The organism is Pseudomonas shirazensis, assembly GCF_050496565.1.
Classification (GTDB): domain Bacteria; phylum Pseudomonadota; class Gammaproteobacteria; order Pseudomonadales; family Pseudomonadaceae; genus Aquipseudomonas; species Aquipseudomonas shirazensis_A.
In genome coordinates this window covers 135235-153981 of record NZ_JBNWAE010000013.1, presented here as the reverse complement: position 1 = coordinate 153981, position 18747 = coordinate 135235, and the positions used below count along the sequence as shown (strand labels likewise).

At 63.6% G+C, this 18747-nt stretch carries 18 protein-coding genes; 14 read left to right on the top strand and 4 right to left on the bottom strand.

Annotated features, from left to right (window positions below; genetic code table 11):
• The first annotated feature begins 18 nt into the window (after positions 1-18).
• The 8 genes from mreB to tldD all read left to right on the top strand — a co-directional run bounded on the left by mreB (position 19) and on the right by tldD (position 11129).
• Positions 19-1056 (top strand): rod shape-determining protein MreB, encoded by a 1038-nt coding sequence (gene mreB / locus ACQZ2L_RS18990; protein ID WP_003255163.1) that lies wholly within the window; start codon positions 19-21, stop codon positions 1054-1056.
• A 207-nt stretch (positions 1057-1263) separates the two neighbouring features.
• Positions 1264-2286, top strand: a complete 1023-nt coding sequence (mreC, locus tag ACQZ2L_RS18985) for a rod shape-determining protein MreC (protein WP_430327382.1) — start codon at positions 1264-1266, stop codon at positions 2284-2286.
• Positions 2286-2774: a rod shape-determining protein MreD gene (gene mreD, locus ACQZ2L_RS18980; RefSeq protein ID WP_430327369.1), complete on the top strand. Its 489-nt coding sequence runs from the start codon at positions 2286-2288 to the stop codon at positions 2772-2774. The genes mreC and mreD overlap by 1 nt, the downstream gene beginning before the upstream one ends.
• A 34-nt stretch (positions 2775-2808) precedes the next feature.
• Positions 2809-3408: a Maf family protein gene (locus ACQZ2L_RS18975; RefSeq protein ID WP_430327368.1), complete on the top strand. Its 600-nt coding sequence runs from the start codon at positions 2809-2811 to the stop codon at positions 3406-3408.
• Between the two features lie 66 nt (positions 3409-3474).
• Complete coding sequence (rng, locus tag ACQZ2L_RS18970) at positions 3475-4932, top strand: ribonuclease G (RefSeq protein WP_101316828.1); 1458 nt, start codon at positions 3475-3477, stop codon at positions 4930-4932.
• Positions 4933-5005: 73 nt separating this feature from the next.
• Positions 5006-8827 carry a YhdP family protein gene (locus tag ACQZ2L_RS18965; RefSeq protein WP_430327367.1) on the top strand — a complete coding sequence of 1274 codons (3822 nt, stop codon included), beginning with the start codon at positions 5006-5008 and terminating at the stop codon, positions 8825-8827.
• 8 nt (positions 8828-8835) lie between these two features.
• Complete coding sequence (locus tag ACQZ2L_RS18960; RefSeq protein ID WP_430327366.1) at positions 8836-9687, top strand: carbon-nitrogen hydrolase family protein; 852 nt, start codon at positions 8836-8838, stop codon at positions 9685-9687.
• Positions 9688-9689: 2 nt separating this feature from the next.
• Positions 9690-11129: a metalloprotease TldD gene (gene tldD / locus ACQZ2L_RS18955; protein WP_101316834.1), complete on the top strand. Its 1440-nt coding sequence runs from the start codon at positions 9690-9692 to the stop codon at positions 11127-11129.
• 65 nt (positions 11130-11194) lie between these two features.
• Here the strand turns inward: tldD and yjgA are convergent, their stop codons facing one another.
• The gene (gene yjgA, locus ACQZ2L_RS18950) at positions 11195-11716 is read right to left on the bottom strand and encodes a ribosome biogenesis factor YjgA (RefSeq protein ID WP_101316835.1); all 522 of its coding nucleotides are present in this window, start codon (positions 11714-11716) and stop codon (positions 11195-11197) included.
• Positions 11717-11824: 108 nt separating this feature from the next.
• Here yjgA and pmbA point away from each other — a divergent pair, with 108 nt between their 5' ends.
• From pmbA to ACQZ2L_RS18920, 6 genes are all read left to right on the top strand, one after another.
• Entirely contained in the window at positions 11825-13171 is a 1347-nt protein-coding gene (pmbA, locus tag ACQZ2L_RS18945; RefSeq protein WP_430327365.1) for a metalloprotease PmbA, read from the top strand.
• Positions 13172-13298: 127 nt separating this feature from the next.
• Positions 13299-13700, top strand: coding sequence for a FagA protein (locus ACQZ2L_RS18940; protein WP_178080747.1), 402 nt, complete (start codon positions 13299-13301; stop codon positions 13698-13700).
• Complete coding sequence (locus ACQZ2L_RS18935) at positions 13693-15069, top strand: class II fumarate hydratase (RefSeq protein ID WP_430327364.1); 1377 nt, start codon at positions 13693-13695, stop codon at positions 15067-15069. Before ACQZ2L_RS18940 ends, ACQZ2L_RS18935 begins: the two co-directional genes overlap by 8 nt.
• Before the next feature lie 18 nt (positions 15070-15087).
• Positions 15088-15549, top strand: coding sequence for a DUF2753 family protein (locus ACQZ2L_RS18930; protein ID WP_430327363.1), 462 nt, complete (start codon positions 15088-15090; stop codon positions 15547-15549).
• Between the two features lies 1 nt (position 15550).
• Positions 15551-16162, top strand: coding sequence for a superoxide dismutase (locus tag ACQZ2L_RS18925; protein ID WP_430327362.1), 612 nt, complete (start codon positions 15551-15553; stop codon positions 16160-16162).
• Positions 16163-16173: 11 nt separating this feature from the next.
• Positions 16174-17067 carry a ZIP family metal transporter gene (locus ACQZ2L_RS18920; RefSeq protein WP_430327381.1) on the top strand — a complete coding sequence of 298 codons (894 nt, stop codon included), beginning with the start codon at positions 16174-16176 and terminating at the stop codon, positions 17065-17067.
• A 52-nt stretch (positions 17068-17119) separates the two neighbouring features.
• On the opposite strand, the gene ACQZ2L_RS18915 is transcribed toward ACQZ2L_RS18920, so the two are convergent.
• The 3 genes from ACQZ2L_RS18915 to ptsN are packed head-to-tail and all read right to left on the bottom strand — an operon-like array spanning position 17120 to position 18737.
• Complete coding sequence (locus ACQZ2L_RS18915; protein WP_430327361.1) at positions 17120-17392, bottom strand: HPr family phosphocarrier protein; 273 nt, start codon at positions 17390-17392, stop codon at positions 17120-17122.
• A 20-nt stretch (positions 17393-17412) separates the two neighbouring features.
• Positions 17413-18267: an RNase adapter RapZ gene (gene rapZ / locus ACQZ2L_RS18910; RefSeq protein WP_430327360.1), complete on the bottom strand. Its 855-nt coding sequence runs from the start codon at positions 18265-18267 to the stop codon at positions 17413-17415.
• Positions 18268-18269: 2 nt separating this feature from the next.
• Positions 18270-18737, bottom strand: coding sequence for a PTS IIA-like nitrogen regulatory protein PtsN (gene ptsN, locus ACQZ2L_RS18905; protein ID WP_430327359.1), 468 nt, complete (start codon positions 18735-18737; stop codon positions 18270-18272).
• Positions 18738-18747 lie beyond the last annotated feature (10 nt).

Here is an 18747-nt window from a genome sequence, read left to right as displayed (position 1 = left end):
CCCCAGGGTCACTTTCCCATGTTCAAGAAACTGCGTGGCATGTTTTCCAGCGATCTGTCTATCGACCTGGGTACTGCCAACACCCTTATTTACGTGCGTGAGCGCGGTATCGTCCTGAATGAGCCCTCGGTTGTTGCCATCCGTACCCACGGCAACCAGAAAAGCGTCGTCGCCGTCGGGACTGAAGCCAAACGTATGCTGGGCCGTACGCCCGGCAACATTGCAGCCATTCGTCCGATGAAAGACGGCGTCATCGCCGACTTCAGCGTTTGTGAAAAAATGTTGCAGTACTTCATCAACAAGGTTCACGAAAACAGCTTCCTGCAGCCCAGCCCGCGTGTGCTGATCTGCGTGCCGTGCAAATCGACCCAGGTCGAGCGCCGCGCCATCCGTGAGTCGGCGCTGGGCGCCGGTGCTCGTGAAGTGTTTCTGATCGAAGAGCCAATGGCTGCGGCCATCGGTGCCGGCCTGCCGGTCGAAGAAGCGCGTGGCTCGATGGTCGTCGATATCGGTGGTGGTACCACTGAAATCGCGCTGATCTCGCTCAACGGTGTGGTCTATGCCGAATCGGTACGGGTTGGCGGCGATCGCTTCGACGAAGCCATCGTTACCTACGTGCGCCGCAACTACGGCAGCTTGATCGGTGAATCCACCGCCGAGCGCATCAAGCAGGAAATCGGCACCGCCTACCCAGGTGGTGAAGTACGTGAAGTCGACGTACGTGGCCGTAACCTGGCCGAAGGCGTGCCGCGTGCCTTCACCCTGAACTCCAACGAAGTGCTCGAAGCGCTGCAGGAGTCTCTGGCGACCATCGTCCAGGCGGTCAAGAGCGCCCTTGAGCAGTCGCCGCCTGAACTGGCCTCGGACATCGCCGAGCGCGGTCTGGTCCTGACCGGTGGTGGCGCGCTGCTGCGCGACCTCGACAAGCTGCTGGCACAGGAAACCGGCCTGCCGGTGATCGTCGCCGAAGACCCGCTGACCTGCGTGGCTCGTGGTGGTGGTCGTGCGCTGGAAATGATGGACAAACACGCCATGGACCTGCTCTCGAGCGAGTGATTCACGGCGCTGTTCAACGTCCGGTAATGATCGCCTGGTTTACAGGTAGCACCCGCAGTGCTACCTGTATGCGCTGGGTTGGCGTCCGTGGGGCGCTGTTTCCGTCAATTCGCAGCAGGCCGGTGCTCCGCTTCATGCCCAGTCACCCCCTGAATCGTCGTCCACGAGGAACGGCCCATTAAACCGCTTTTCTCCAAGGGCCCTTCGCTGGGCGTTCGTCTGCTGGTACTGGTAGTGCTCTCGGTTGCCCTGATGGTGGTCGACTCGCGCTTCGCCCTGCTCAAGCCAGTGCGTAGTCAGATGGGCCTGGTGCTGATGGAGTCGTATTGGCTCACAGACCTCCCGCAGCGCGTATTCCAGGGTGTCGCCAGCCAGTTCGGCAGCCGCACAGAGCTGGCCGCCGAGAACGAAAAACTCAAGACCGAAGCCCTGCTGTTGCAGGGGCGCCTGCAGAAGCTGGCGGCCCTGACCGAGCAGAACGTGCGCCTGCGCGAGTTGCTCAACTCGTCGGCGCTGGTCAACGAGAAGGTTGAAGTGGCCGAGCTGATCGGCGTCGACCCCAACCCGTTCACCCACCGTATCCTGATCAACAAGGGCGAGCGCGACGGCGTCTTCCTCGGCCAGCCGGTGCTCGATGCCCGCGGCCTGATGGGCCAGGTGGTCGAGCTGATGCCTTACACCTCACGGGTACTGCTGCTCACCGACTCCACCCACAGCATTCCGGTGCAGGTCAACCGCAACGGCTTGCGCGCCATCGCCAGCGGTACCGGTAACCCGGAGCGGCTTGAGCTGCGCCATGTCGCCGACACTGCCGATGTCAAAGAGGGCGACTTGCTGGTGAGTTCGGGCATGGGCCAGCGCTTCCCGGCCGGTTACCCGGTGGCCACGGTCAACGAAGTGATCCACGACTCCGGTCAGCCGTTTGCGATCGTGCGTGCCATTCCTACTGCTGCCCTCAATCGCAGCCGCTACATGCTGCTGGTGTTCAGCGACCGCCGCACCCCGGAGCAGCGTGCTACCGAGGCGGCCATGGCCCAGGAAGAAGCTGATCGGCAGGGCACGGCGCAGCCGCCAGCCGCAGCTGCTACCGAGCAAGCCACACCTGCTGCCAGCGCGCCGGCAGGCACTGCGCCCGCCACCCCGGCTACTGCCCCTGCGGCAACCCCAGCGGCACCCGTCAATCCGGCCGCGACGCCTGCTGCGTCGCCCAGCCATCCGCGGAGGCAATGATGGCCAGTTCGCGCAGTAGAAACGGTTGGGTCATCTGGCTCAGTTTCGTCATCGGCCTGTTGCTCAGCGTTTCGCCGATGCCGCAGTTCATGGAAGTGTTCCGGCCGATGTGGCTGGCCCTGCTGGTGTCATTCTGGGTACTCAACGTACCGAACAAGGTCGGCATGACCACCGCCTTCGTGCTGGGCCTGGCAGAGGATGTGCTGTACGGCACCTTGCTGGGGCAGAACGCGCTGATACTGACGCTGATCGCTTTCCTGGTGCTGTCGTTGCAGCAGCGCCTGCGCATGTTCCCGCTGTGGCAGCAGAGCCTGGTTATCCTGGTGATCTTCGGCATCGCCCAGTTGATCCAGTTGTGGCTCAGTGCCCTGACCGGCAATCGCCTGCCGACTCTCGCGCTGGTGTGGTCGGCAGTCATCAGTGCGCTGCTCTGGCCTTGGATCAGCTTTGCCCTGCGCGACCTGCGCCGCCGCCTGCACATCAACTGACCGGCATTGCCGCGCCTGACAGGGATATGTCCACATGAAGCCACTCTATCTCGCCTCTGGCTCGCCGCGTCGACGTGAACTGTTGACCCAGATTGGCGTGCCGTTCACCACCGTCAGCGCACCCATCGATGAAATCCCGCTGGCCGAGGAAAACGCCCAGGCGTATGTCGAGCGCCTGGCTCGCGCCAAGGCAGCTGCCGGACTGGCCCATATCACGGGTGCTGGTGTGGTACTTGGCGCCGATACTGCGGTGGTGCTTGATGGGCGCATCCTCGGCAAGCCGGAAGGCCGCGAGCACGGCCTGGCCATGCTCGCTGAGCTGGCCGGGCGCGAGCATCAGGTACTTACTGCAGTTGCTCTGAATGATGGCCAGCAGGTCCGCAGCCTGTGCGTCGCCAGCACCGTACGTTTTCGCTCGATCAGCCCTGACGAGGCCAGCCGCTACTGGGCCAGCGGCGAGCCGCTGGACAAAGCCGGCGGCTATGCCATCCAGGGTTTGGCCGCGATTTTTGTCACCGCACTGAGCGGCAGCTATTCGGCCGTGGTCGGGCTGCCGCTCAGCGAAACCGCCGACTTGCTCGGCCAGTTCGGCATCCCCTGCTGGCAACTGCCAGCAGCTCAGGCAGAGGGTTGAACGCAGCGCTAGCCAGGGATCGGTCAGCGATCCATCATTACCCCAGACCTTTGATGAGAACCTGCCATGAGTGAAGAGATCCTGATCAACATCACGCCGATGGAATCGCGCGTGGCAGTGGTTGAAAACGGTGTTCTGCAGGAGGTGCATGTCGAACGCACCCTGCGCCGCGGCATCGTCGGCAATATCTACAAAGGCAAGGTGGTGCGGGTTCTGCCGGGCATGCAGGCGGCCTTCGTCGATATCGGTTTGGACCGCGCGGCGTTCATTCATGCCTCGGAGATTTCCCAGCGCGAAGGCTCGGCGGTCGAGACCATCACTGCGCTGGTGCATGAAGGCCAGTCACTGGTGGTGCAGGTCACCAAGGATCCGATCGGCACCAAGGGCGCGCGACTGACTACTCAGCTGTCGATTCCGTCGCGCTACCTGGTGTACATGCCGCGCAGCAGTCACGTCGGGATTTCGCTGAAGATCGAGGACGAAGCCGAACGCGAGCGCCTCAAGCAGGTGGTCAACAGCTGCATTGAGCAGGAAAACGTCAAGGACGCTGGCGGCTTCATCCTGCGTACCGCTGCCGAAGGCGCGCGCCAGGACGACATTCTCCAGGACATCCGCTACCTGCGCCGGCTGTGGGAGCAGATCGCCAGCCAGATCCAGACCTGCGGCGCACCCACGGTCATCTACGAAGACCTCGGCCTGGCCCTGCGGACCTTGCGTGACCTAGTCAACCACAAGATCGAGAAAATCCGCATCGACTCGCGGGAAACCTTCCAGAAGACCACGCAGTTCGTCGGTGAACTGATGCCGGAGATTGCCGACCGCCTCGAGCATTATCCAGGCGAGCGGCCGATCTTCGACCTGTATGGTGTCGAAGACGAAATCCAGCGTGCGCTCGAGCGCAAGGTGCCACTCAAGTCCGGTGGCTACCTTGTGGTCGATCCAGCCGAGGCGATGACCACCATCGACGTCAATACCGGCGCCTTCGTCGGCCATCGCAACCTCGAAGAAACCATCTTCAAGACCAACCTTGAGGCGGCCACGGCGATCGCCCGCCAGCTGCGCCTGCGCAACATCGGCGGGATCATCATCATCGACTTCATCGACATGGAAGATCAGGAGCACCAGCGCCAGGTGCTGCGTACCCTGGAGAAGCAGCTCGAGCGCGATCACGCCAAGACCAACATCATCGGCATCACGGAGCTGGGCCTGGTGCAGATGACCCGCAAGCGCACCCGCGAGAGCCTTGAGCAAGTGTTGTGCGAGCCGTGCGCGGGCTGCCAGGGGCGGGGCAAGCTGAAAACCGCCGAAACCATCTGCTACGAAATCTTCCGCGAGATCCTCAGGGAGGCGCGGGCTTATCAGGCCGAAGGCTACCGTGTACTGGCCAACCAGAAGGTGGTCGATCGGCTGCTCGATGAAGAGTCCGGCAACGTTGCCGAGCTGGAAGCTTTCATCGGCCGCACCATCCGCTTCCAGGTCGAAACCATGTATTCCCAGGAACAATACGATGTGGTGCTCCTCTGACGCGTCCTGAAAACCATCGCCGGTTGGCGAAAGTCGCGCTTGCAGCCATAGTTAAGGCACGTTTTGGAGGGCCATGGCCATGGAACGTCTGACCCGCGTTCTGAGCGCCTTGACCCGTTGGGGGCTGGGCTTGTGTGCCTTGCTGGCGGTGCTGGTGGCGCTGTATGTGAGCATCGGCCGGCAACTGGTGCCGCTGGTGGCAGAGTATCGCGCCGACGTCGAGAGCAAGGCTGAGCAGGCGCTCGGCATGCCGGTACATATCGGCGCACTGGAAGGCCGCTGGAGCGGCCTGGCACCGGTGTTGCGTGTGCGTGATCTGCAGCTGGGCGAGGGCGCCGATGCGCTGCGCCTGGATGACGTCAAGGCCGTGCCTGATCTGTGGGCCAGCCTCAAGGCTCGCGAAGTGCGCCTGGCGCGCATCCAGCTAGGCGGCCTGCAGTTGATTCTGCGCGAGGACGAGCAGGGCGCCTGGGCGCTGGAAGGCCTGCCCAAGCAAGACGACACCCCGCTCGACCCGGCGCAATTGCTGCAGCGCTTGCAGCAGCTGGGGCGGATCGACGTATTCGACAGCCAGGTCACACTGCACCCCTGGCAGCGCGATCCACTGACCCTCACTTACGTTAGCGCTGGCTTGCAGGCCGGCGCCTCGCGCCAGGCGCTGGATGCACGGGCTACCCTGCCCGATGGCCAGCCACTGGCGCTCAATCTGCGTAGCCGTGCCACGGCTGATAACTGGCGCGATGGCTCCCTGGACGGCTACCTGAGCCTGCCGCAAAGCGACTGGTCGCGCTGGCTGCCACCCAAGCTGCTTGGCCAGTGGCGCGCCGAAGCGCTGCGCGCGGGCGGCGAATTCTGGGTAGGTGTGCGCAAGGGCCAGTTGCAGTACGCGAGCGTGCGCCTCAACGCGCCGCACCTGCGCGGCGCCTACAGCAGCCGCAAGCCCGTGAGCCTGGATGACCTTGCCTTGTCCGCCTGGCTGCAGCGTGGCGAGGACGGTTACCAACTGGTGCTCGACTCGCTGGCGGCCAGCATCGGCAAGCAGCGTTGGGAAACCCACCTGCAAGCCCGACAGCACAGCGCGCCGACGCCCGCCGAAGAGTCCTGGCAGGTTCAAGCCGACACCCTCGACCTGACCCCTCTGACCCCCTTGATCAATGCCCTGGCGCCGTTGCCGGACAACCTCATGGCGGTGGTCGACGGGCTCAAGGTGACCGGTGCGCTGCATAATGTGACGCTGGATATCCGGCCCAAGGGCGAAGGTGATCAGCGCCTGCAGTTTGCCGCCAACCTGGACCGCATCGGCTTCAACGCCTACCACGGTGCGCCAGCGGCGGGCAACGTCAGCGGCAGCATCAGCGGCGACCTCGGTCATGGCGAACTGCGCCTGAATACCGATGCGTTCATGCTGCATCTGTACCCGATCTTCGCCAAACCCTGGCATTACCAGAAAGCCAATGCCTTGCTCACCTGGCGCCTGGACCAGGAGGGCTTCACCCTGATCGCACCGTACCTCAAGGTACTTGGCGAAGAAGGCAAGATCGCCGGCGACTTCCTCATTCGCCTGTTGTTCGAAGAAGGCCGCGAAGACTACATGGACCTGCGCGTCGGCCTGACCGAAGGCGATGGTCGCTACACCGCCAAATACCTGCCCGAAGTCCTTAGCCCGGCCCTTGATGAATGGCTGCGCAGTGCCATCGTCAAGGGCACGGTGGATGAAGGCTACTTCCAGTATCAGGGCTCGCTGAACCACGACGCCACCCCCGAAGCGCGCAGCATCAGCCTGTTCTTCAAGGTGCGTGACGCGGCGCTGGACTTCCAGCCCGGCTGGCCCCAGGTGCAACAGGTGGCCGGCGATGTGCTGATCGAAGACAGCGGCGTGCGCATCAAGGCCCGGCATGGCCTGTTGCTCGACACCAAGGTCAGCGATGTCACGGTGAACATCCCGCACGTCGACGCGGGCCAGGACAGCCATCTGTACCTGACCGGCAACTTCGCCGGCCCGCTCAGCGATGGCCTGAAGATCCTTCAGGAGGCGCCGATCGGCACTGCTGATATTTTCGCTGGCTGGGAAGGTGAAGGCCCGCTCAAGGGCAAGCTCAACCTCGATATCCCCATGGCACACGGCAAGCTACCCAAGGTCAAGGTGGACTTCAGCACCGCTGATGCGCGCCTCAAGGTCGCGCCGCCGGAGCTGCAACTGAGCAAGCTCAAGGGCGATTTCACCTTTGACCTGGACAAGGGCCTGAGCGGCAACAACATCAGCCTGCAGGCCTTTGGCAAACCGGTCACTGCGCAAATCGTCGCCGAGGGCCAGCCCGGTCAGATGCAGACCCGCATCGAGGCCTCCGGCCAGGTCGCGTTGAAGACCTTGACCGACTGGCTGCAGGTCAAGCAGGCCTTGCCTGCCAGTGGCGAGATTCCTTACCAGTTGCAGCTCAGCCTCGGCAGCCGGGACAATCGCCTGACCGTCGATTCTTCGCTTAAAGGCCTCAGCATCGACTTGCCGGCGCCTTTTGCCAAGGCTGCCCAGGAGACCCGTGACAGCCGCTTCAGCATGACCCTGCAAGGTAACGAGCGACGCTTCGATGCTCGTTATGGTGACAGCACACGCTTCGCCTACGCGGCGCCCGGCGACAAGCTTGACCAGGGCCGCGGCGAGCTGCTGCTGGGCGCGGGCGAGCCGCAACTGCCAGGTGGCAAGGGCCTGCGTGTGCGTGGCCGGCTCGACACGCTCGATCTGGAAACGTGGCAGCAGCAGGCACAGCGCCTGGCTGGTGATGACCCCGGTGGCAGCGCTCGGCAGACCCTGCAAAGCGTCGATCTGAGCATCGGCCAGATACAAGCTTTTGGCACCCAGCTGAACCAGGCCGTGGTCCGCCTGGCTCGTGTCGCCAGCGCCTGGGACCTGCGCCTGGACAGCCGCGAGGTGATCGGCAACGCCCGCATTCCGGATGCCAAAGCGCAGCCCATGGTGGTCAAGCTGCAGAGCCTGCGGCTGCCGCCGGCCGATCCAGCGCAAGCACAGGACGACAATGCCCCCGACCCGCTGGCCAGTTTCGACCCGCGCAAGGTGCCTGCACTGGACCTGAACATCGACAAGCTGTATCGCGGTGATGACCTGTTCGGTTCGGTAGCGCTGAAATTGCGACCGACCGCGCGCGGCGTGTCTTTCAATGGCGTCGACCTGCTGATCAAAGGCCTGCGCATCAATGGCAATGGTGCCTGGGAAGGTCTGCCGGGCAGCACTGCGAGCTGGTACAAGGGCCGCCTGGATGGCAAGAACCTGGCCGATGTGCTGCAGGGCTTTGGCTTTGCGCCAACGGTAACCAGCCGCGACTTCCATCTGGATGTCGATGGCCGCTGGCCTGGCTCGCCGGCCTGGATCGACACCAAGCGCTTCTCCGGCAGCCTCGATGCGTCGTTGCGCAGTGGTCAGTTCGTCGAGGTCGAGGGCGGCGCCCAGGCGTTGCGCGTGTTCGGCCTGCTCAACTTCAACTCGATCGGCCGGCGCCTGCGTCTGGACTTCTCCGACCTGTTCGAGAAGGGCCTCGGCTATGACCGGGTCAAAGGCCTGCTGGTCGCCAGTCAAGGCGTTTACGTGACCCGTGAGCCGATCACCGTCACCGGGCCGTCCAGCAACTTCGAGCTCGATGGCACCATGGACATGGTGCGTGATCGCATCGCTGCCAACCTTCAGGTCACCCTGCCGGTCACCAACAACCTGCCGTTGGCGGCGTTGATCGTCGGCGCGCCGGCGATTGGTGGTGCGCTGTTCCTGGTCGATCAACTGATCGGCGATCGGATTTCGCGCTTTGCCAGCGTGCACTATCGCGTCGAGGGCTCGTGGAAAGAGCCTAAGATCACCTTTGTGAAACCTTTCGAAAAGTCTCGCTAGGAGTGCCGATGAAAGCAGCGGTGATTCAGATGGTCAGCCAGGATGATGTGCTGGCCAACCTGCAGCGGGCCGGTGCATTGCTCGAGCAGGCCGCTGCCGCCGGTGCGCGGCTGGCGGTGCTGCCGGAAAACTTCGCCGCCATGGGCCGGCGCGATGCCGCTGCGATCGGCCTGGCCGAGGCGCGTGGCGACGGGCCGATCCTGCCATGGTTGAAACGCACCGCGCGCGCCCTCAAGTTATGGATAGTTGCCGGCACCTTGCCGTTGCCGCCGCTCGGCCAGCCGGACGCCAAGGCGCATGCCTGTTCGCTGCTGATCGACGAGCACGGTGAGGTGGTCGCACGCTACGACAAGCTGCACTTGTTCGATGTCGATGTGGCCGACAACCGCGGTCGTTACCGTGAATCGGATGACTATGCCCACGGCAGCCAGGTGGTGGTGGCCGACACGCCGCTGGGTAAGTTGGGCCTGTCGGTCTGCTATGACCTGCGCTTCCCTGAGCTGTACAGTGCACTGAGGGCAGCCGGCGCAGAACTGATCACGGCCCCTGCAGCATTTACTGCGGTGACCGGGGCGGCGCATTGGGAGGTACTGATTCGCGCCCGGGCCATCGAAACCCAATGCTATCTGTTGGCGGCGGCCCAGGGCGGAACCCACCCCGGCCCCCGCGAAACCCACGGTCAGGCGGCGATCGTCGACCCCTGGGGGCGGATCATCGCCCAGCAGGCACGCGGTGAAGCGGTGCTGCTGGCCGAGCGCGACATTGATCAACAAGCGTCCATCCGGGCGCGGATGCCGGTGATCACGCACCGGCGCTTTTTCTCGCAGGACGCCTTGCGGCCTGCGCACACCTCGGAGTGACTATGAGCCAGATGTTAACCACCGTCAGCGACCAGCTGCTTGCCCCGGGCGGACTGACCCTGGACAGCCTGCAGGCTGTACTGGGCGAGTTGGCCGGGCCCGGCATCGATGCTGCCGATCTGTACTTCCAGGGCCAGATTTCTGAAACCTGGGCGCTGGAAGACGGCATCGTCAAAGAAGGCAGCTTCAACCTCGACCAAGGCGTTGGCGTACGTGCCCTGTCTGGCGAGAAAACCGGTTTCGCCTACAGCAATGCGATCAATCTTGAGGCCCTGACCTCGGCCGCGCGCGCCGCTCGCTCTATCTCGCGTGCCGGCCAGAACGGCACCGTGCAGGCGTTTCGCAGCCAGGATGTGACTCAGCTGTACACCCCGAACAACCCGCTGGATGTGCTCAGCCGTGCCGACAAGGTCGAGCTGCTCAAGCGCGTCGATGTCGCCACGCGGGCGCTTGACCCGCGCATCCAGCAGGTCAGCGTGAGCATGGCCGGGGTCTGGGAGCGGATTCTGGTGGCTGCGGCAGATGGCAGCCTGGCTGCCGATGTGCGTCCGCTGGTGCGCTTCAATGTCAGTGTGATCGTCGAGAAGGACGGCCGCCGTGAACGTGGCGGGCAGGGCGGTGGTGGGCGTACCGACTATCGCTTCTTCACCGAGGAGCGGGTCATGGGTTATGCCCGGGAAGCCCTGCGCCAGGCGCTGGTCAACCTCGAAGCAAAGCCGGCGCCGGCTGGCACCCTGCCGGTAGTACTCGGTCCGGGCTGGTCCGGCGTGCTCCTGCACGAGGCGGTGGGCCATGGCCTGGAAGGCGATTTCAACCGCAAGGGCAGCTCTGCCTACAGCGGGCAGATCGGCCAGAAGGTTGCCTCCAGCCTGTGCACCATCGTCGATGACGGTACGCTGCAGGATCGTCGCGGCTCGCTCAGCGTCGACGACGAAGGCACGCCAACCGAGTGCACCACGCTGATCGAGAACGGCATTCTCAAAGGCTACATGCAGGACAAGCTCAACGCGCGCCTGATGGGCATGGCAGTGACCGGCAACGGCCGCCGCGAATCCTACGCGCACCTGCCGATGCCGCGCATGACCAACACCTACATGCGCGCAGGCGAGAGCGACCCTGAAGAGATCATCGCGTCGGTCAAGAAGGGCATCTACTGCGCCAATCTGGGCGGTGGCCAGGTCGATATCACCAGCGGCAAGTTCGTCTTCTCCACCAGTGAGGCGTACCTGATCGAAGACGGCAAGATCACCGCGCCGGTCAAGGGTGCGACGTTGATTGGCAATGGGCCGGAGGCGATGAGCCGGGTGTCGATGGTCGGTAACGACCTCGCGCTGGACAGCGGCGTCGGTACCTGTGGCAAGGATGGTCAGTCGGTACCGGTAGGCGTTGGCCAACCGACCCTGAAGCTGGATGCGATCACCGTCGGCGGTACCGGCGGATGATCGTAGTGCGCAGCGAGCGCGCCTCCACTGCGGTGGGGGCGGGCTTGCCGCGCACGGGGCATTACCTAGCGCAGGCCGCGCTGAGCTTCGTCAAGTTCGCGGATGTACTTGAACACCTTGCGCGCAGCTGCCGGCGGCTTGTCCCGGGCTTTTTCGTGCTGGGCATGGCGGATCAACGAGCGCAGTTGCTGACGGTCGGTTTCAGGGTACTCCTGAACAAACCGCTCAAGGTCCTCGTCGTTGCCGTCGACCAGCCGATCGCGCCAGCGCTCAAGGCCGTGAAAGCGTTCGTTGTACTGGCGGGTAGAGCTGTCGAGCTGCTCGATCACCGCAAGAATGGCGTCGGTGTCCTGGTCGCGCATCAGCTTGCCGACAAACGACATATGGCGTTTGCGGGCGATGTGCGCGGTGTGCTTGCTGGCATCGGCCAAGGCCTTGCGCAATGGGTCGGTCAAGGGCAGGCGCGCCAGGGTGTCAGGCTTGAGCGTGGTCAGGCGCTCGCCGAGTTCAACCAGTGCATGTAGCTCGCGCTTGATCTGGGTTTTGCTTTTTTCGCCATCGAAGGCGTCGTCGTATGAATCAACCATGGTGGCCGTCCGCTAGAAATCGCCGCCATGATAACCAGTCGGGGGCCAATTGTCCGGCCCGGTCGTAGAATGACCCTAGCCGTAAGCAGAATTTGAGTGGAGAAGACCATGAGTGCAGTCCAGAGCATAGGCCCGAAGGACCTGCCGGCCTTGCAGGAGCAAGTCGAGGCGATCGTTGCCGAAGCGCGCCGCCAGGGTGCCAGCGCCTGTGAGGTGGCGGTGTCGCTGGAGCAGGGCTTGTCGACCACGGTGCGTCAGCGCGAGGTCGAAACGGTCGAGTTCAACCGTGACCAGGGCTTTGGCATCACCCTCTATGTCGGCCAGCGCAAGGGCTCGGCGAGTACCTCGGCCAGCGGCCCGGAGGCCATTCGCGAAACCGTTGCTGCAGCCCTGGCGATTGCCAAGCACACTTCGGAAGACGAATGCGCCGGGCTGGCCGATGCCGCCTTGATGGCCCGCGATATCCCCGAGCTGGACCTGTACCACGACTGGGACATCAGCCCCGAACAGGCCATCGAACAGGCGTTGGCCTGTGAGGCGGCTGCGTTTGATGCCGATCCGCGCATCAAGAATGCCGACGGCACCACCCTCAACACCCACCAGGGCTGCCGTGTATATGGCAACAGCCACGGCTTTATCGGCGGCTACGCCTCGACCCGGCACAGCCTCAGCTGCGTGATGATTGCCGAAGCCGACGGGCAGATGCAGCGCGACTACTGGTATGACGTCAACCGCCAGGGCGAACTGCTGGCCGACCCGCGCAGCATCGGCCTGCGTGCAGCACAACGTGCTGCGAGCCGCCTGGGTGCGCGCCCGGTGCCGACCTGCGAAGTGCCGGTGCTGTTCTCTGCCGAGCTTGCCGGTGGCCTGTTCGGCAGCTTCCTTGGGGCGATCTCGGGCGGCAACCTGTACCGCAAGTCGTCGTTCCTCGAAGGCGCGCTGGGGCAGCGTCTGTTCCCCAGCTGGCTGACCCTCGATGAGCGCCCGCACCTGCCGCGGGCACTGGGTAGCGCAGGGTTCGACGGCGATGGCCTGGCCACCTACGCCAAGCCGTTCGTCGAAAACGGCGAGTTGATGTCGTACCTGCTCGGTACCTATTCCGGGCGCAAGCTGGGCTTGCCAAGCACCGCCAACTCGGGCGGCGTGCATAACCTGTTCGTCACCCATGGCGTCGAAGATCAAGCTGCGTTGATTCGGCGCATGGGCCGTGGCCTGTTGGTCACCGAGCTGATGGGGCATGGTCTGAACATGGTCACGGGTGATTACTCGCGTGGCGCAGCGGGCTACTGGGTCGAGAACGGCGAGATTCAGTTCGCTGTGCAGGAAGTGACCATTGCCGGCAATATGAAGGACATGTTCCAGCAGATTGTGGCGATTGGCAGCGATCTGGAAACCCGCAGCAATATCCACAGCGGCTCTGTGCTGATCGAGCGTATGACGGTCGCGGGCAGCTAAAACCCCCATTGTCTCAGCTGCACACTCCGGACCCGGCCATCGCGCCGGGTCTTTTGTTTTTGCGTGCGGGGTTGAAGTGATTCTATTTATCACTTAATAATGAATATCATTACACCATCCAGCAGTGATGATATTCATGAATACTGTCCTCCATGAGTTGCCCTACCTGGAAAACTGGCGCTGGCTGAGCCGGCGCATTCGCTGCGCGCTCGACCCTGACGAGCCGCGCTTGATCGAACATTACCTGGCCGAAGGTCGCTACCTGGTGTGCTGCACCGCGACCTCGCCATGGACCGTCGCCCTGACTTCCCTGCGCCTGCTGCTGGATACCGCCAGCGACCGCATGTTGCCCTGGCACTGGCGCGCGCAATGCCTGGACCAGGCCTGGCGGCCGCTGCTGGACCTGCGCAGCCTCGACCGCCTCGAGCAGAACCAGCGCTGGCAGCCCTATGCCATGCAGCTCGCCAATTGCGTGCTGCTGCCTTCGATTTCCCCCGACGAACTGTTGCAAGGAATTGACCATGAGTAATACCCGTATCGAGCGTGACAGCATGGGTGAGCTGCAGGTGCCGGCCCAGGCCCTGTATGGCGCCCAGACCCAGCGCGCGGTCGATAACTTCCCGATCAGCGGCCAGCGCATGCCGGTGCAGTTCATCCGTGCACTGTTGCTGGCCAAGGCGGCAGCGGCCAAGGCCAACGTCGAACTCGAGCAGATCTCCCCGGCGCAGGGCCAGGCCATCGTCCAGGCGGTCGAGCAGTTGCTGGCCGAGGATTTCATCCAGCACTTCCCGGTCGACGTTTATCAGACCGGTTCTGGTACCAGCTCGAACATGAACGCCAACGAGGTGATTGCCACCTTGGCCAGCCGCGTTCGGGGCGAGCCAGTCAACGCTAATGACCACGTCAACTGTGGCCAGAGCAGCAACGACATCATCCCCACTACCATTCATGTCAGCGCTGCGCTGGCCATGCACGAGCAGTTGCTGCCGGCGCTGCGCCACCTGGTCCAGGTGATCGATACCAAGGCCGTCGAGGTGCATCAATACGTCAAGACCGGCCGCACCCACTTGATGGACGCCATGCCGGTGCGCATGAGCCAGGTATTGGCTGGCTGGGCGGCACAGATCCGCGCTGCCTTGAGCCATCTTGAAGCGACCCTGCCGAGCCTGCAGGCGCTGGCCCAGGGCGGCACTGCGGTGGGTACCGGGATCAACGCTCACCCGCAGTTCGCCGCCGGTTTCGCCCGCCAGCTGAGCGGCCTGACCGCGATCGAATTCACCCCCGGTGACAACCTGTTCGCCCTGATCGGTTCGCAGGACACTGCCGTGGCACTGTCCGGCCAGCTGAAAACCACCGCCGTGGCCCTGACCAAGATTGCCAACGACCTGCGCTGGATGAACTCCGGCCCGCTGGCCGGCCTTGGCGAGATCGAACTGGAGGCGCTGCAGCCTGGCTCTTCGATCATGCCGGGCAAGGTCAACCCGGTGATTCCCGAGGCGACCGCCATGGTGGCTGCTCAGGTCATCGGCAACGACGCCACGATTGCCGTGGCCGGTCAGTCGGGCAACTTCGAACTCAACGTGATGCTGCCGGTAATCGCCCGCAACCTGCTGGAGAGCATCGAGCTGATGGCCAACGCCAGCCGTTTGCTGGCCGACAAGGCCATCGCCACGTTCAAGGTCAATGAAAGCAAGCTCAAGGAAGCCTTGGCGCGTAACCCGATTCTGGTCACCGCGCTGAACCCGATCATCGGCTACCTGAAGGCCGCCGAGATCGCCAAGACCGCCTACAAGCAAGGCCGGCCGATCATCGACGTGGCGTTGGAGCACACCGACCTCTCGCGTGACCAGCTCGAAGCCTTGCTTGACCCGGAAAAACTCACCGCTGGCGGTATCTGACCGTCCAGGAGGCACGTCATGCAGCACTGGAAACGCACCACCGACCTCGCCAACCGGCTGTTTGCCCAAGGCGACTGGGTCGAAGCACGGGAGCATTACCTGCAAGCGCTGGCCCTGGCCCAGGTGCTGCTCGAGCGCTGGCATGACGTTGACGAGGCGGTTGCCGCACTGGTCATCGCCCATCACAACCTGGCCGATCTGCACCTGCGCCTGAACCAACCCCACGAAAGCGCGGATTACCTCTGCGCTGCGCACCAGCGCCTGCTGCAGGCCAGCCACGAGCCACGCCTGCGGCAGCCGCTACGCGAGGCGGCACTGCGCCACAGCGCACGTACCTACACCGAGCTGCTCAATTTCATTGCCGAGTACGGCCAGTACCCGCGCACCGCGCGCTTGCTCAACCGCCAGGCTGGCGCGGCGAGCGAGTTGATTGCTGCGCCGGACGTTGCACCTCACTCACATAATTACGGAATCCACTGACATGCCGCATACCTTGCCTGCACTGCCGTACGCCTACGATGCGCTGGAGCCGCACATCGACGCCCAGACCATGGAAATCCATCACAGCAAGCATCACCAGACCTACATCAACAACCTCAACGCGGCCATCGAGGGCACCGAGTGGGCTGAGTGGCCGGTGGAAAAACTGGTTGGCGCGGTCAAGCAGTTGCCTGAAAAGCTGCAGGCCGCAGTGATCAACCAGGGTGGCGGGCATGCCAACCACACCTTGTTCTGGACTGTCATGGCGCCAAATGGCGGCGGCGTCCCGCAAGGCGAGGTGGCCAAGGCCATCGAGCAGCAACTAGGTGGCTTTGATGCCTTCAAGGACGCCTTCACCAAGGCTGCGCTGAGCCGCTTCGGCAGTGGCTGGGCCTGGCTCAGCGTGACCCCGACCAAGCAGCTGGTGGTCGAGAGCAGCGGTAACCAGGACAGCCCGTTGATGCACGGCAACACGCCGATCCTCGGCCTGGACGTGTGGGAGCACGCCTATTACCTGAAGTACCAGAACCGCCGGCCTGAATACATCGGCGCGTTTTACAACGTGGTCGATTGGGCCGAAGTGGAACGCCGCTATCAGCAAGCCTTGAAGTGAGCCTAGCCGGTATGCGCTCGCAGGTGATGTCTGTCAGCAGTGTGCGCTTGTTTCGGCTGGCGCTGGGGACTGTGCTGTTGCTGGTCGGGACTGCGCTGCTGGTTGCGCGCGGGATCGATTGGCTGGGCCTGGAGCCGCGCATGCTGCGGGCTCTGGAGGGTGGTGCACTGTGCGCTCTGGGTACTGCGCTGGGCGCGGTGCCGGTGTTGGTGATCCGTAATATGCCGGTGGCGGTGGCTGACACCTTGCTCGGTTTCGGCGCCGGGGTGATGTTGGCAGCGACTGCGTTCTCGCTGATCATGCCGGGTCTGGCCGCTGCACAGTCGATCGGTTTCAGCCCCTGGGGCGCCGGTGGGTTGATCAGTTTCGGTCTGCTGTTCGGTGCGCTTTGCCTGTTTCTGGTCGACCTCAAGGTCTCGGGTGCTTCACCCGAAGCCTTGGTCGGTAACGGCAATCAGCCGGTTATCGCGGCGCGGATCTGGCTGTTCGTGATTGCCATCATTGCCCATAACATCCCTGAAGGGATGGCCATTGGCGTATCGGCCGGTGGCGGCATGCCGGACGCCGACAGCCTGGCCATGGGCATCGCCCTGCAGGATGTGCCGGAAGGTCTGGTGATCGCATTGGTGCTGGCTGGGGCGGGGATGTCGCGCTTCAAGGCTTTCTTGATCGGCGCGGCCTCGGGCCTGGTCGAGCCGCTGGCAGCAGTGATCTGCGCGTGGCTGGTGAATGTTGCCGAACTGCTTCTACCGCTGGGCCTGGCTTGCGCGGCGGGGGCGATGTTGCTGGTGGTGACGCAGGAGATCATTCCGGAATCACGCAGCAACGGCAACTATCGCCTGGCAAGCCTGGGGCTGTGCGTGGGCTTCTGCCTGATGATGGTGATGGACACGGCCATGTCGTGACCGCTTGCGGGTCCAGCGCTGCGGCAGCGCTGGGCCTGGCAGCGGCGGGGCGTTATTCGCCTTCGTCGAAGTAGTTGTTGATCAAATCCATCACGGCCTGGAGTGCCTCGTCTTCCTGCTCGCCCTCGGTGAACAGGTGCACCTGGGTACCCTTGCCCGCTGCGAGCATCATCACCGCCATGATGCTTTTGCCATCGACCAGCTTGTCTGGCGCCCGGCCGACCCTCACCTGGCAAGGAAAGCGCCCTGCCACGCCGACGAACTTGGCGGCCGCTCGGGCGTGCAGGCCCAGCTTGTTGATGATGGTGATTTCGCGGGCGGGCATGTTCGGGTAAATCCTGTGGGCTAGAGGTCGCGGTGGCGGACCTGGACGTTTTTCAAGGATTGCTGCAGAACCTGGCCGAGGCGCTCGGTCAGGTACACCGAGCGATGGTGGCCGCCGGTGCAGCCGATGGCGATGGTGACATAGGCACGGTTGCTGGCGGCGAAGCGCGGCAGCCATTTGAGCAGATAGCTGGAGATGTCCTGGAACATCTCTTCGACATCCGGCTGTGCAGCCAGGTAATCGATGACCGGCTGATCAAGGCCCGAGTGTTCGCGGATTTCCGGCTTCCAGTATGGATTGGGCAGGCAGCGCACATCGAACACCAGGTCGGCGTCGACCGGCATGCCCCGCTTGAAGCCAAACGATTCCACCAGAAACGCTGTGCCCGGCTCGGGTTGGTTGAGCAGGCGCAACTTGATCGAATCGCGTAGCTGGTAGAGATTGAGGTTGGTGGTATCGATCTTCAGGTCGGCAAGGTCCGCAATCGGCCCGAGCATCTCGCTCTCGACCCGAATGGCTTCGGCCAGCGAGCGATTGGCGTTGGTCAGCGGGTGACGCCGGCGCGTTTCGGAGAAGCGCTTGAGCAGGGTGTCTTCGTCAGCGTCCAGGTACAGCACATCGCACTGGATGTGCCGCGCGCGGGCATCTTCGAGCAGCTCGGGGAAGCGCGACAGATGGCCTGGCAGGTTGCGCGCATCGATCGACACGGCAACCTTGGGCTGCATCAGCTCGGTATTGATCAACGCGTTTTCAGCCAGCTGCGGCAGCAACCCGGCGGGCAGGTTGTCTATGCAGTAGAAGCCGTTGTCTTCCAGCACGGCAAGTGCAGTGCTCTTGCCGGAGCCAGAGCGGCCGCTGACGATGATCAGGCGCATGCTCAGCTCCCGTTTTGCACGTCCAGGACGACCTTGTACAAGGCCTCGTTGTCGCTCGCAGCGCGCAGACGCTTACGCACGTCTTCGCGATCGAGCATGCTGGCAATCTGGCGCAACAGCTCAAGGTGCGCATCGGTGGCGGCTTCGGGCACCAGCAGGACGAACAGCAGGTCCACCGGGGCGCCATCGATGGCGTCGAAATCGATTGGGTGATCCAGGTGGAGCAGGGCGCTGACCGGATTGGCGCAGCCCTTGAGGCGGCAGTGCGGAATGGCGATGCCATTGCCGAACCCGGTGGAGCCCAGTTTTTCGCGGGCGATCAGCTTCTCGAAGACTTCCTGCTGGTCGAGCTCGCTGACTTCGCTGGCTACGACTTTGGCGATTTCTTCGAGGGCGCGTTTCTTACTGCTGACGCCCGGCACGTTCACCAGGGAACGGCCGGGGGTCAGGATGGTTTCAAGTCGGATCATGGATGAGGGG

Excerpts from the sequence above, each read along its gene's own strand:
- rapZ (WP_430327360.1), bottom strand. The coding sequence starts at position 18,267 with ATGCGCCTGATCATCGTCAGCGGCCGCTCTGGCTCCGGCAAGAGCACT.
- mreD (WP_430327369.1), top strand. The coding sequence starts at position 2,286 with ATGGCCAGTTCGCGCAGTAGAAACGGTTGGGTCATCTGGCTCAGTTTC.
- mreB (WP_003255163.1), top strand. The coding sequence starts at position 19 with ATGTTCAAGAAACTGCGTGGCATGTTTTCCAGCGATCTGTCTATCGAC.
- yjgA (WP_101316835.1), bottom strand. The coding sequence starts at position 11,716 with ATGGTTGATTCATACGACGACGCCTTCGATGGCGAAAAAAGCAAAACC.
- ACQZ2L_RS18915 (WP_430327361.1), bottom strand. The coding sequence starts at position 17,392 with ATGCCCGCCCGCGAAATCACCATCATCAACAAGCTGGGCCTGCACGCC.
- ACQZ2L_RS18935 (WP_430327364.1), top strand. The coding sequence starts at position 13,693 with ATGAGTAATACCCGTATCGAGCGTGACAGCATGGGTGAGCTGCAGGTG.
- ACQZ2L_RS18975 (WP_430327368.1), top strand. The coding sequence starts at position 2,809 with ATGAAGCCACTCTATCTCGCCTCTGGCTCGCCGCGTCGACGTGAACTG.
- ACQZ2L_RS18960 (WP_430327366.1), top strand. The coding sequence starts at position 8,836 with ATGAAAGCAGCGGTGATTCAGATGGTCAGCCAGGATGATGTGCTGGCC.
- rng (WP_101316828.1), top strand. The coding sequence starts at position 3,475 with ATGAGTGAAGAGATCCTGATCAACATCACGCCGATGGAATCGCGCGTG.
- ACQZ2L_RS18920 (WP_430327381.1), top strand. The coding sequence starts at position 16,174 with ATGCGCTCGCAGGTGATGTCTGTCAGCAGTGTGCGCTTGTTTCGGCTG.
- ACQZ2L_RS18965 (WP_430327367.1), top strand. The coding sequence starts at position 5,006 with ATGGCCATGGAACGTCTGACCCGCGTTCTGAGCGCCTTGACCCGTTGG.
- pmbA (WP_430327365.1), top strand. The coding sequence starts at position 11,825 with ATGAGTGCAGTCCAGAGCATAGGCCCGAAGGACCTGCCGGCCTTGCAG.
- ACQZ2L_RS18940 (WP_178080747.1), top strand. The coding sequence starts at position 13,299 with ATGATATTCATGAATACTGTCCTCCATGAGTTGCCCTACCTGGAAAAC.
- ptsN (WP_430327359.1), bottom strand. The coding sequence starts at position 18,737 with ATGATCCGACTTGAAACCATCCTGACCCCCGGCCGTTCCCTGGTGAAC.
- tldD (WP_101316834.1), top strand. The coding sequence starts at position 9,690 with ATGAGCCAGATGTTAACCACCGTCAGCGACCAGCTGCTTGCCCCGGGC.
- ACQZ2L_RS18925 (WP_430327362.1), top strand. The coding sequence starts at position 15,551 with ATGCCGCATACCTTGCCTGCACTGCCGTACGCCTACGATGCGCTGGAG.
- ACQZ2L_RS18930 (WP_430327363.1), top strand. The coding sequence starts at position 15,088 with ATGCAGCACTGGAAACGCACCACCGACCTCGCCAACCGGCTGTTTGCC.